The 14043-nt window shown below is 43.8% G+C and carries 7 protein-coding genes and 1 tRNA gene; 1 reads left to right on the forward strand and 7 read right to left on the reverse strand.

What is annotated here, in order from left to right; all coding sequences use genetic code 11:
* A partial coding sequence (locus tag KAH81_05335; protein MCK5833078.1) for a hypothetical protein occupies positions 1-240 on the forward strand: 240 nt, incomplete at its 5' end.
* A 3-nt stretch (positions 241-243) separates the two neighbouring features.
* Here the strand turns inward: KAH81_05335 and KAH81_05340 are convergent.
* From KAH81_05340 to KAH81_05370, 7 genes are all read right to left on the reverse strand, one after another.
* A complete protein-coding gene (locus tag KAH81_05340) occupies positions 244-516 on the reverse strand; it encodes an acylphosphatase (protein ID MCK5833079.1) in 273 nt (90 codons plus the stop codon).
* The gene (locus KAH81_05345) at positions 513-983 is read right to left on the reverse strand and encodes a TIGR00725 family protein (protein ID MCK5833080.1); all 471 of its coding nucleotides are present in this window, start codon (positions 981-983) and stop codon (positions 513-515) included. Before KAH81_05345 ends, KAH81_05340 begins: the two co-directional genes overlap by 4 nt.
* A gap of 52 nt (positions 984-1035) precedes the next feature.
* Positions 1036-1109, reverse strand: a tRNA-Pro gene (locus tag KAH81_05350).
* Between the two features lie 200 nt (positions 1110-1309).
* Positions 1310-4111, reverse strand: coding sequence for a C10 family peptidase (locus KAH81_05355; GenBank protein ID MCK5833081.1), 2802 nt, complete (start codon positions 4109-4111; stop codon positions 1310-1312).
* Between the two features lie 138 nt (positions 4112-4249).
* Positions 4250-10885: a choice-of-anchor D domain-containing protein gene (locus KAH81_05360; protein ID MCK5833082.1), complete on the reverse strand. Its 6636-nt coding sequence runs from the start codon at positions 10883-10885 to the stop codon at positions 4250-4252.
* Entirely contained in the window at positions 10885-13584 is a 2700-nt protein-coding gene (locus KAH81_05365) for a fibronectin type III domain-containing protein (protein MCK5833083.1), read from the reverse strand. Before KAH81_05365 ends, KAH81_05360 begins: the two co-directional genes overlap by 1 nt.
* A 161-nt stretch (positions 13585-13745) precedes the next feature.
* Positions 13746-13886, reverse strand: coding sequence for a hypothetical protein (locus KAH81_05370; GenBank protein ID MCK5833084.1), 141 nt, complete (start codon positions 13884-13886; stop codon positions 13746-13748).
* Between the last annotated feature and the right edge of the window lie 157 nt (positions 13887-14043).

The raw sequence follows: 14043 nt of genomic DNA on the forward strand, positions 1-14043 counted from the left end.
AGGTATGAAAATGATGGACCTTATATGTATCTTGTTAATTTAGGAGAGGAATTTTTTGTTAATTGTAATGGTGAATGGGCCGGGGAGGATTTCCCTGTTATTTTTTGGCCTGAGGCAACCAAAGAATTTATTCTTACTACATCCCTCGGCGATGAAGACGAAGAAGGGTCAATTTATTTTATTGAATACTACAATGAGTGGATGGAGACAGGGGAGCTTCGGGAAGTCGAGACTTATTAGGTTTCAGTAGGTTATATCGAATGAAGTAAAGTTGTTTTTCGATTCTGTTGAGATAATATCGAATCCGGTCACGAATGAACTCGATGGTCCCTTTCTTATTTCCAAAATAAATAAGCCAATATTTGAGTTGTCACCCTGCGCTACAACCTCAACTGTGCCGTCATAATTATTTTTCACAAACCCTTTTATGTCTAGCTTTAAAGCGGCTCTTGCAGTAAAGCATCTGAATCCTACACCCTGAACTCGACCTTCGATTATTATTTTAACTCTCTTCATGCTGGTATATTTAGCACTCCTTTTAACTTGGAGATAGCATCTTTTGGTTCTTTAGCGGAAATAACTCCGTTTATATCCCATTGAGACATGAGGGTAATAACAGGTTTATTTAACTGTAAAAAGTATGCTATTTCGCTAAGTGTGCCATAATTTCCGCCTATAGCTATTGCGGCATCGGCGGAATGGGCAATTATGCTATTCCGAGCAACTCCGATTCCGGTGGCTACTACTACCCTAACATAATGATTTGCGGAGTTTCTGTTTTTTCCGGGAAGAATACCGATAGTTAAACCACCTGCATTTGATGCACCTAAGCAAGCTGATCGCATTACACCGCGCATTCCACCACATATAAGCTGCCATTCTTGTTCCGCTATTAGAGCGCCAACTTCCTCGGCTGCCTGTAAAACTTCCCTTTCTGCTTTTCTTCCGCCAATAACAGCTATTTGTCTTCTGAAATTTTTCATAATAATATCCTTTTATAGATAATAAAAAAAGGGGATTTTTCCCCTTTAAATATCGGGGCGCCCAGATTCGAACTGGGGGCCTTTCGGACCCGAACCGAACGCGCTACCAGGCTGCGCTACGCCCCGTGAAAAAATATCAAATTTGCTTGTTACAAAATTTATATATTCAACCGAAATATGCAAGCTAAAAAATGCTGAAACAGCGATTATATGGATATATATCTATTAGATAAGAAATTATGCCGTTATATAATTGGCTTAGCGCCGAGAATAAAATTTTAACTGAGAATTAGCTTATATTATTTTTTATAAATGTGAAACAAAGGTTATTTTATATAAATTATTCTTTTAGATATGTATTCCCCGCCTGTTTTCACTCGAACAAGATATATGCCGCTGCCAATTCCCTCTTTCGGCGTCCAGATAAGAGTAGTATTTGAAGAATTGGGTGATGACCGAAGGTCGGTAATGTATTTACCTGTGATATCGTAAATCTGGGCACTAATATCTCTTGAGTTATCGATGTCGCAAAGTGATAGCGAGACAGCAGAGTTGAAAGGATTAGGATGGGCCAACAATGAAATGTTTTCGGGAACTGGCGGTAAGGTTTCTTCGACACTAGACAGAAGGTCGCCGCCAATCTTAAGTAGCCAAAAATCGGTGTTGTCGGTTTGGAAGGTTTTGCCAGCTATGACAAGACCTGTATCGGGTAGCTGAACCGCAGAGTAGGCAATATCACTGCCAGCGGTGCCGTATGTATGTGTGGCTAATGAATCTCCATCACAGTTAAGCTCTATTGTATAAATATCGAGATTGCCACCAAATTTGGCCCCTCCAGCGGCGAAGATAGTTCCTCTATGGGTTTCGATAACAGAATGGCCTTCGAAGTCACCCATATCAACAAAGGAACGCGTCCATATTTCATCGCCTGAGGAGGATATTTTCATGACCAACATGCTGTTGAAGATAGGCATACCATAAGATCTAGTCTTACCGGTGATGACGAAAGAACCGTCGCGCATTTCGGTAATGCAGTTGGCGACATCGTCTAATGTCCCACCGAAGTTGCGGCTCCAGAGTGTATCCCCGTTTATATCTATTCGGACGATGTGAACATCGGATTGACCCAGAGGGCCGGGGGATATTTCCCCGGCAAGGATGAAACCACCGCTCGAAACCTCTTTAACCGAATTGAATCGGGTGTTCGAGTAGTAATTGCGTAACCATATTGTGTCGCCATTAGCGTCGGTTTTGGCCGCAATACCGTATTCAATAGAGCCTTCTGATCTATAACCGGCAAGCACGAAACAATCTTCGGAAGTGAAGATGTGTGAAAGCGCGACCTCGTTATACGAGGTTTCGATAAGTCTTGTCCAAATGGTGTCCCCTGTATCGTTAAGCTTAACGAGCCAGATGTTGTTTCTGCTATCGTTGACGGAATAACCCGCTGCACTGAACTCGCTATCCGGAAGCTCGCAAACAGAATATAAGCAATCATCGGTACCAGCACGATCGATAGAGGTTGTCCATAGAGGAGAGCTTCCAGCAACTGTTCGCAAAACATAGCCATCTTTATCGAGGGTGCTCGAAAGCAGAGTGTAACCAACGGCGATGCATCCATATCCCGGGGCAGGCGCGACAAAATAAGGCACTTGGTCGCCAGCACCACCATAAGTGCGAGACCATCCGCCGATAATACCTGAATAGACACTTATCTGAAGTGGATCGCTTTCGCCAGCGGAATAATCGGCGGAAACTGCGTAAGTGTATCCAGTTAGCTCGGATATAGAAGTGTCGAGATAAATGGTATCGCTTATTGTAATAATATGTGTGTATTCCGTATCATAGAAGCCTTTACGGTATATTTTATATCCTATAACAGGTTCGGTGATATTAAATGGTCTATTCCAGCTAAGTTCTATGTATCCTCCTGTGATCGATTTTGCGTTTAGGTTCTGTGGTGGGCGACGTGTTATGACCGGTGGGATGATATCTTTTGCTTGGTGGCCGACTATTGTAAAGTCTGCTGGCATGCCTTCTGGAAGGCTATACCAACCATTAGAATAACCCGACCAGCCCATGTTCAAATGGTAAAGATCCGAAGTGTCGTAGCCGTCGCAAACAATGGCGTGGCCACCGACCCCCATACCGCCGATGCCTAACTCTACTGGTTGGGCGATTAAGATATTAGCCTGAAGAGTATCCCAAAACCCAGTGGATAATATTATCATTCCGCTTGCAGAGGCATAGTCGAATTTATTCATGAGTGCATCCGGCACAAACCGAGTATCTGAAGAAGAACCTTCATTACTATATTGCATTTGGAGCGAAACACCGCAAGCCCACATTAGGTCGGCAATAGATGCACTTGTTGGATAACGCCCGGCACCGCGGTAATCTAAGCCGTAAAAGCTTGCTGTGCTTGCATCTATCCAGATTCTCGGAGATGTTGACTCCGACCAATAGCTATCGCTGGAATTGAATGTAGCCGAAGACGGATATTCCCAGTAATCAATAATTTGGCTGGTTGCAGTTGCAACGCAACCGGTAACAGACCTTTCGCCTGCTTCGGGGTCTATAGGACAATGTTCGTTATATGGTGCGCTTTGGCCCCAGTTAGTGTCTATCCACGGGCCCCAGATAGATGTTGTTGATATCGAAGAGATAAACAGTTTTTCATGATTTAGGTAACTATTCCAAGAAAGATTATTAGCGCGTAGAACGGCCGAGTTGGTGAAGGGTTTAGCCTCTTTGCGAAGGGCTAAATCCGTTTTCAGTATAAGATAGGGTAAGTTGTTATGCGATTCATCGATTACAAAATCGCCTTCCGTGGAATAAGCTATGATGGGTTCTATGTCGGTATCTGCTGAAACAGCGATATAGCCTTGAGGTTCGATATGAGCTATATAGGCGAGTGGTTGCACATCGGAGGTGATAACGGATATGTTGCTAATTGCAAAAGGTTCCGATTTGCAAAGCTGGTCGGGTGATAATCCAAACCCTGGATGTGTGTCGAGAAAAATGCTGGCAACATCGAGGGCCATCTCTTGAGTTACCTGAATGGCAAAGGCAATGTTTAAAGCAAAAAGAACAATTATAATAAATACAGTGGAAGGGGTTTGTTTCATCGATTCCTCCGTTTAAATATACAAAAATGTAACCTTTGAAGTATATGCATGGTCATTAAATAATCAACATCTTGAAACAGGAATTATGGTTAAAGATAAGACGATAAAAAATAGATATATATTATAACTACCTTTATATTAATAAATTAGGGCTATGGTTCCCGAGGAAATTCGAGCATTTTGGCAAGCTAGAGAATAATAATAGGTTCCTATTGGAGCGAGGCGGCCACCAACTTTACCATCCCATTCAAGAACGCTACTCGAGTATATCTCTTTACCCTCGAGACTATAAATTGTCAGGATACAGGAATCCGACGGATTTGTATGTGATATTCTAAAAATATCATTTTTGTTGTCACCATTAGGAGTGATTATCTCGGTGTTGATAGAATATCCCGCCTGTTCGATTCCTAGTCCCAAAGCAAGGAGGATTGCCGGATTGCCGAAATAGATATTCGTTATAGGTTCGACTTCTATGTGCATCGAAGAAGCTTCGGAAGGACAATATTCAAACACAAACCACTCGCCATCTGTAGGATTTATGGAATCGGGTAATTGCGGAGTGGTGTGATATAAACCCTGTCTGGGAAAATCTAGTTGATAGATAATAAGCTGCCTGTCTCCCGTATTGATGACATAAGTCGATTCATCGGAGCATTCCCCAATTGTAACCGGGCCGAAATCGAGTGTTTCTGGAGCGAAGGAGATATCGGGAGAACCGGGGATGTGAACCTCGCCAGTTATACAGATTCTGAGAGAAGAATTTTCAAGATCGTTGGAGTTAATTGTCAAGGTATCGACAAATATACCCTCTTCTACAGCTTGGAAAGAAATGGTAAGGGTTTCCTCGGTCTCTTCGGCTATTTCAGTTGGTGGTTCGGGCGAGTATGAAAAATAACTTCCAGAGGAGCTCAGACCAAATTCCTCGATTATCAAATTTGTATTTCCTGAATTGCCAATTAAAAAGGGCGTGGTGACAGTTGTATCGATGGATTCGACATAGAAATCGATACTATTTGGCAGAACATAAATATGAGGTTGAGGATCGACAGAATAAACCGTTATCCAAATGGAATCCTCCGCAGAACAACCGAAGGTGTCGCTGACTGTAAGGGAATACCATCCGGAGTTTAAGGAGTCAGATGAAGCAATTATTGGACACCTAATATTCGATGTAAATCCCGCAGGACCTTGCCATAGGAAAGAATAGCTTGGATTGTTTGGGAAGCCTATAAGCAATATAGGTTCGCCGCTGTTGATGCTATCATTAGACGAGAACGCTTCGACCTCGGGTGGTTGAATGACAGTCACCGTTACATTAGTCGAATCGGTGCAATTAAGGCTATCGACGCAATGAACCCAGTAGAGTGTGGTGAAATCTGGATGTGCTATGGTCGTTTCGGAATCGGTCGTGGAAAGACCCTCGGAGGGAACCCATTCATATTCGACTGGACCATATGTGCCGGAGCATTCTGCTGTAAGCAATACGGAATCACCCTTGCATATCGGGGGAGTTGGTGCAATCTCCACACGAAGCGAGCATTCATCTGGAATTATAGAAATCAAGATGCTGTCTTCGATGACGAAATCACCGCAGGGTTGGCTATCGCTAGCGTTTATTTTATACCAGCTCGAAGAAACAGGATGAACCCAGATAATCGGTTCATCGGGAGCGGAGACAAATGGCCCAAACCACTCGAGAGAGATGTCGCCTATAGCATCCTCGAAGTTTGCGGTTACAAGAGCACTATCGCCGAGGTGAATTGAGGATGGCGATGCTGTGAGTTCGACTTTCATGGTGCAAAGAACTGAATCGACAACGATTGTAACGCTTTTGGAATCGATGCAACCGAAGGCATCGGTGGCTATAAGAGTATAGATAGTCGTGGTATCCGGAAAGGCGTTAGTAGCGAATGAATCCGGGTCAGATAGGTCGATAGAAGGTTCCCAGTTCCATTCTATCGGTTCGGTTGCCCATGTAAAATCAGCGACAAGCGAATGTGAATCACCTCTGCATATAACTATACTATCCTCGGATATAAGGTCGAGGTTTTTAACATGAATCGTTATCGAAGAAGTGTCAGAGCAACTATCGTCGCTGGCGATCACAATAAAATTCGTCGAGCTATCGAGGAAAGTAAGAAATGGCGATGGTGCAAAGGGATCATCAAGATAAATTGAAGGTGACCAGTTATATGTAACTTCGCCGGTTGCACCATATGTAGATGTTGCCAGTGTGATTAAATCACCAAGACATATCGATGTTTCGGAGAATGCGGGTGTAACCTCGAGACTACACTCGAACGAGGGTAATATATCAACGACGATAGAATCCTCGATCGCAAAAACACCGCATATTTGTGAGTCCATAGCAGTGAAATGATATACCATTCTCGAAGGTGGCCGTGCAGTGGGGAAAAGGCTCGATGGGTCATCGAGCCAAAGCGTTGGAGACCAAGTGAAAGAGACATCACCAACAACTCCAGTGATTTCGCTACGAAGATAAGCTAAACCACCGACAATTATATTTGTATCCGGCGATAAAAGAACTTCGAGAGTTTTTATTATACTATCGACCTCGAGCGAGACTTCGGTTGTTAAAAGGCAGCCTTCGCCATCTATGCCCATCACCGAATAAGTGATGCTCGATTCGGCATAGAATATTGGATCCCCGGCGGTCGAGTCGCTGAGATGAATCGAGGGTGTCCAAGCCCAACTGACTGGAGGCCTTCCGTTGGCAAATGAAAGAATTAATGGTATGCTATCGCCCTTACAAAAACTACCAGCAGGAAGCGAGTCATTCGAGATAAACTTAACTGACACCCGAACAGAATCAAAATCGATACAACTGGAATCATCCTCGGCACGAATGATATATACGGTAGTGGTTTCAGGGGAAGCGTAGGTAATTCGCTCGTAAGGAGAAGATAGGCCGGTAGTGGGTGTCCAGGAAAATTCAACAGCTCCGTTAGCTCCAGTAATGTTGGCACCGATAAGAGCGCTTTCTTCGGGACATATAGAATCATCGGGCGTGGCGGTGACGGAAAGAGAACATCCAAGCCATGTATTGACATATATAGTGATATATGCGGTGTCCGCATGCACTCCGCATAACTGATTGTCACGCGCGATTATTGTGTATATAGTTGTTTCATGCGGGAAAGCTCTAGTGAAAACCGAATCTGGATCAGAAAGACCCTCAGTCGGTGTCCATTCGACTGAAAGTTCACCCGAAACATCAGAGACCAATGCATAAATTTCTGTTGTGTCGCCAATATCTATTGAGTCCGATTCGACTATGATATTGAGAATGTTCATCGAGTAGGATAGGGTGTCTATGTCTATCAGAACACGCGCGCTGTCAGAACAACTGTCGTCGGAGATAACTACCCAGAACCAAGTGGTCCATTCGGGAAACGCACTGGGAATTGAGTGTGTCGGTTCATCGAGGAACTCGGATGGTCGCCACATATAATGAACTTCGCCAACAGCACCGTCGAATTCGACCCAAAGTGGGATACTATCTCCACGGCATATAGTGGTTCTCGGAACCATACTGGTGATCTGGAGTGGGCAAGCCGATGTGTCTTCCACTCTAATATAGATGCTATCGCTGATCGAATAAATGCAACTTCCCTGTGTGTCGATCACTGTGAGATAGAACCAACTGGACTCAAATGGTTCCGCCCATGGGTTCGGAAGATATGGGACATCGAGTAATATCTCAGGTGACCAGTAATAACCTATCGAACCTACCGGATCGGAAATATCAGCATGGAGGCGTGTAACTTCTCCAAGAAGGATAACTGAATCCTCCACAGAAATATCCAAAGACATGGTTGTGAGCAAACTATCGACGATTATTCTGAGACTATCCCCCGATGTGCATCCTGCGGAGTCGATTACGGTTAGTCGTAAAGTTGTCGTTGTTTCAGGATAAGCGGAAACAAGCGCACTTTCAGGCGGGAAAACTACTTCAATGGGCGACCAGATATATTCAAAAGGAGGAACCCCACCCTCGATTATCGAGTTAACTATTAAGTAATCACCGCGACATATCCTTGGATCATCGGTTGATATATCGAGAGAGATTTCGTCAACTATAACAGCAACGGTGGCGGTATCTGCACAACCGGAGTCATCCCAGGCTGTAACAGTATAGACGATGTCATCAACGGGCGCGCAAAGTGGATTCTTTACTAGATGAGAGGAAAGATATGTCGATGGAGACCAGGTATAATAGACGGTCCCAAAGGGATTAGTAGCACCGGCATAGAGATTAAAAGAACTTCCTTCGCATACGATAGTGTCAGAAGTCAGTGTATCAAGGTTAAGCCTGCATTCGACTTCATCGAGAACGCTGATGGTTATACTGTCGTAAACCATCCAAAAACCGCATTCCTGACTGTCTATGACGGTTACGACGTAGACAGTAGTGGTTTCCGGTTGCGCGAGGGGTTCTGAACTATATGCCCATGTCAGGCTAGTCATGGGTTCCCAGCGATATGAAACTGAGCTATCCCAACCGCTAACATCGCAATGAAGGTAGGTTGAAGAGCCCGATGTAATTTCTATGCTGTCAGCATTTAAAGATTCTATGGTAAGAGTTTTGATTACCGTGTCGATTTGGACATAGATAGTCGAAGTGTCGGCGCAACCAAATTCGTTAATACCAATTGCGGAATACCATCCAGCCATGTCCGCAGAACAGGGAAGGAAGAAGTGGGTGCGACCGACGCGTATGCTGCTATCAGGAAAAAGCCAGTTGTAGGATGTCAATCCAGCTGGATTAACACGGACTTCCAGCATCTCGCCCTCACATACAGGGGCATTGGTAGTGGCTGTAACCTCCGGTTTGGGATTGACTATAACTGAGGTGGTTGCTGTATCTTTGCAGCTATAAGGGCTTGTAACTATAACGCTGTAAGTTCCAGTGAACGATGAATCGGGGTCGAGGATGATCGGGTTTTGAGCAGAGCTTAACCATCCGCGGGGACCGGACCACGAGTAACTTGCCATACCGCTAGGTGTGCTGGACAGGTGAATACTCGAAGTGCTGCAGTAAGGTCCCGTGTTGCTCGCTGTAGCTATAGGCCTGGTATTGATTGCCAATGTTGTAGTAGCTGTATCTAAACAGTCACTGGCATTTCTCACAATGAGCCGATACACGCCCGACATGGCAGGAGTTGATATACCGAGTGGGGGGTTTTGCGCGGTCGATGTGAAACCACTCGGGCCAGTCCAGCTATACTCGATCATGCCGTCAGGACTACCAAATAGAGTAGAAGAATCGCCTTCGCAGTGTGGCCCGTCATTCGAGGCTGTTGCCAAAGGGCTTTCGACTACGAGGATGTTAACACTGTCAGTTTTCTCACCAAAGAAGGACAAGGAGCCATAACGCATTTGCCATTGGAAGGTGTAGTCTCCAGGTGTGCTAGGTGCTATAATATTAAAAGCGAAGGTGTGGGTATCGCCCGGTTCTACAATTTCGCCATCGATAGCTACCTCACTTATGCTCCACGTGGTATTGAGAGGTGGGTTCTGACTAGTGAGTTTAATATTTTCCCAGCTTGTCCAGTCAAGGTTGCCGGTGTTTTGCATAGTGACAGTTACCGGTATTATCGAGCCTGCGCAAACCTGTGGTGGGGGAGGAGTTTGTGAGATGAATTTCGCCGAGATGGAGTCGAAATGGCAGGTAATAGTGTAATTTGTTGAGGTGACTCTGTAGCAATGATAAAAAGCGCCGCCGTTGCTCCATTCCCTGAAGAAATAAATACCTCCCGGTTCTCCAAATTGTGGGCTTATGGCCTCTAGCCAATGGCAAGGACCGGAAGAACCATAATACGGCCAGAAAAAAATCGTTGTTGAATCGTAAAATGCGCTATCGGCGGAGAACCAAAGTCCGGGTGGATCAGTTTTTATAGTTGTCTGCGGCTGGGGAAGTGTGTTGAAAGATCGGCTCGTCCATTCAGAATAAGTTCTGCCTGAAGATTCACAATTAACCCATGCGCGAACATGAAGGTAGTAATTTGTTTCTGGAGCTAGGGATAAAAGTGAGATATAGTTTGTGTCGAGATCCGTTCCAGAAGGCGGTGGAGAAGCAAAGGGGTTTATGGAATATTGATAACCATCGTGTAGCATGACATGGTGCCATATACCTTTAGCAGCAAGTGGAGTGATGTCATAAACCTCGAGGCAATTCGGCGATTCTAGAGGAACGCAATCCAAAGGTGCACCCATGATAGTGATATCCATAGTATCACTTACAACAGACCACTCATTAAAATCTGTCGTAGTAAACCTTTCGGAAAAGGATATTCTAAGATTGCCCGGTCGATATGATCTCAGAGTAAAAGAATACCTGCTTGGCGAAAAGGAATAAGCCGAATCGAGGCTATCGGGAACAAGAAAATAGCAAGCGCGGACTATTAGATCACGGTTCAAATCCGCCGGAGATGAATGAGTGTAATAATTCCGGTAGCAGGGCGAACCTGTGCAAAGAGAGACGCTGCTCTCTGTGATGTTTGCCAGTTGCCTCGAACTGGAGCTTAAAATAAAGCTCTGGTATTCATTGAGACACTCTCCAGCGGCATAAACAACACTATCTGAAGTTGTTCTTATAGAATCGATATAGACCTTAAAATCCTGTTCGCTACCGGTGGATAGGGTAGTAAGGTCGATATCAAAACTTGTATAAATAGTTCCCAAGTTATCAGTAAAGGCCGTGTGCGATAAGGATAAAGCAAAAAACAATATTATATATATTTTTTTCATCACTTTACTTTAAATAATGGTGCATTTTCGACAAGCCTATATAGATACTGTATTTCGACCCGCCTGTTTGGAAATCCCCCAACAATATTTTCGACTTTTATGATCAATTCATATCCATCCGGTGTTCTAACAAGGTATCGAGCGCTTATCCGGCAGGGCTCCTCTTGAGTTTTCGGAAATGTGGTCAATTCCTGCACGTCGAATATAGCATCGAGTTCGAGAAAATCCATGAAGAGAATACCGGCGTTGCGTGTTTCCCATATATGGTATTTGCTTTGCACCTTCGATGGGGATTTAAGCATTAGGCTACCATAAGAATCACCCGGACTATTAGTGCCAAGATAAAGATCGATAAGAGAGGCATTTTTATAAAGCATAGAAATTTCGGTGTATTCAGAAAAATCGAAAGCCGATGGATTACCGAGTTTACTCATAAATTCGTGAATCTCGGTTTTTCGGCGAGGTTTGGTGCCAATAATTAGCTGGTGTGAAAGCTCCCCTAATCGACCATCGCCAGTGATAGGAGCCAATCGAATATAGTAGTTTTTGTTCGGTTCGATATTTGTTACTATAAAAGAATTACTGGAAATAGGTTCCGAGTTTACTTTAAGGTGGATTATTTCTCGCAGGTTGGAAGCCTCTGATATTGGTTTATCGGAAACAAACGCCAGATAGCCTGCAATATCATCCGGTTGTATTAAAGGTTCCCATTCTACTATTGCTTGTGTAAAATTGTTAATGAACCACAAGCTGTCAGGGGTTTGCCATTCAGAGGTGAAGGGACGATCTCCGCTGACAAGCGCGGGATCAATTCTTACCTGCGAGGCTGGCAATGATAAACGCGCGTGGTTATATGCACATAGGGCATTAATATAGTTATCGCCAGTGATAAGGAGTTTTCCTTTAGCCTCGCGTGTTTTTTGAACAAGATCATCGAGTTTGGTGTCTTCAGTATTGCGACAATACCTGTCGTCTTGAGCGTTATAAATGAAATTGAACATTGAGTAGTCTGTGTTTTCCCATATTTTATCGATAAGCTCGTTATCGAGAGTATCAGGTCCAATATGATGAACCCTGAACCAGGGATCGGTTGCGCTTCCGGTAACGACGAGAGGTATCTGTTTCGGGATGCTGTTCGGGATGATAAAGGTTAGAGTATCACTTTTATTGCTTGACTGAACAGCACAATCACCAGCCCATTCCGAGGTAGCTATAATCCTGTGGGGCATTGGAATATATGAGACTTCAACAACAGCATGGACGCGGTTATCAACCTTCTCTACAACAAATTCGGAAGAAAGCTCGATCCTCGGTGGTTCCGGTTTGTAACCAGGGGCAGCGAAGAGAAAACGATTGGATGCCGGATTGTCAAGATAGCTTTTCCAGTAACTTTGATTTTTCGAGTCGATAAATAATGGCGTGTGATTGAGAACAATGCTATCGATAGCTGTGAGTGGTAAGGCGATGGGAGATTTTGGAATAAAAATCTCATAAGCATCCATCATGATGGTCATTCTAACAGCGCTGGTCATATTGTTATATATGCTTTTAAGGCACATCTGCTTTTCGTCGTCGAAAGCGGAAATCCAGATATTGCTGCCGGGGAAGTCTTCCAATTCGCACATCCATAAGCCTTTTTTGTTGACCCTTTTGAGTTTTAGGTTCTGTGAAGGAGAGACATGAAGGAACATCGAGTCGAAATTTACTGAGGCGATGCTTATGTAATAGGGACTGATTCCCTTCGCTTTTGATATATGTATCCATTCGAGCGGCAAGGTGTTAGTAAGACATTCTTCGGAGGTAACTGTCTCCCTTTTTTCGTCCTTGTTGTTAATTTCAATCGAGACACCGTGTCGCCAATCTGCAACCTCAGAATCTATTAAGTGTTGCGCTGAATATCCAGCAATTAGATTATCGAAGGCGTAATATATAGAGGCGCGAATCATAGAATTACCGGCACCAATATCCAAGGCTAGGATGTTCGGAATAATATGGGCTTCAAGGCCGGCAATTATACTATACTCGAGGGGGTCCTCAATTGAGATGTCGAGATCTATATAAGGTGTTGCACTCTTAAAATAGATTTCGGCGGACCCAGCGATTTCTATCGAGGACATGTTTTTGTTGGTTGGACCGGAAGAAAGGTTATAAGGCAAGAGATTCCTGGCCTCGGCAGCCATGACCAGATGTTTTCCTAACTTAGCAGCGATACCTGCGGAGAAAGTAAATTCGAGTCTGTTGGTCTTTTTAATTAGGGGATCGGATTCCATTTCGGTTAGGGCTTCGTGTGGATCGAAGAGATAGCCCTCAAACTGTGGAGAAACAGCTAGGTTGAGATTATGGAATAGTGTTTTTCCAATCCAGATGTTCCAAGAGTGCATCGTAAAAAAGCGATCGACATCGAGAGAGGACTCGATGCCTAAAGTCAAAATATTTTCAAGAGGAAATGAGAGATTGAAATTGAAGCCGTATCTGTTATTTTCACCGATATGTGGTTTTTCGTAAGTTGATTTGAGGTTAAAGTATGTGTATTCTCCTGCAGAGGCTGCCCATATGTCGGCTGATTGTATTCGTGAACTAAAACCTGTGAACGCTGATATCGTGGTGTTTAAGAGGACAACAACAAAAACAACATGAGGAAATAACTTCCCCAGAAACTTACACGAATATGGATAATCTTTAGTTATATGCTTTTGCACTTAATATTAATTTATGTGTTCCCAATAAATTCTATACATTTGAGACATATTTACAAGAAATTTAAATATCCCAAAAAGGCATTTATTAAATTTTCGTTAGCGTTGCATTAAATGGGTCTGTTAGATTTTGTTTAGTTGACATATTACCTACTTACTTTCTTTCATATATGAGCATCGAACCAGAGTTCAAGGAACACCTTGCACGATTTATCCGTTTGAAAACCATCCATATTTTTAAGTTTGCGTTCGAGAGTTCTGTTCCATGACTCAATTATATTCGGTTTGGGCGCAACTTCAAGCATTTTTTGTAGGCCAGGAGAAGGTCGAGATTCCTTTCGAGCGACCTGAAAAACCTCTTGTGATATGACGCCGGGAAGAATGATTTAAGCGCCAGAAGCCTTGCCAATAAACCTTTTGCGCTTGGTGCGGAGGCTGCCGCAAAAGGGGCATCGTTTTTTT

This window comes from bacterium, from assembly GCA_023145965.1.
Lineage (GTDB): Bacteria > UBP14 > UBA6098 > UBA6098 > UBA6098 > UBA6098.

Coding starts and splice junctions, on each gene's coding strand:
- KAH81_05340 (MCK5833079.1), bottom strand. CDS start 516: ATGAAGAGAGTTAAAATAATAATCGAAGGTCGAGTTCAGGGTGTAGGA.
- KAH81_05345 (MCK5833080.1), bottom strand. CDS start 983: ATGAAAAATTTCAGAAGACAAATAGCTGTTATTGGCGGAAGAAAAGCA.
- KAH81_05355 (MCK5833081.1), bottom strand. CDS start 4,111: ATGAAACAAACCCCTTCCACTGTATTTATTATAATTGTTCTTTTTGCT.
- KAH81_05360 (MCK5833082.1), bottom strand. CDS start 10,885: ATGAAAAAAATATATATAATATTGTTTTTTGCTTTATCCTTATCGCAC.
- KAH81_05370 (MCK5833084.1), bottom strand. CDS start 13,886: ATGCTTGAAGTTGCGCCCAAACCGAATATAATTGAGTCATGGAACAGA.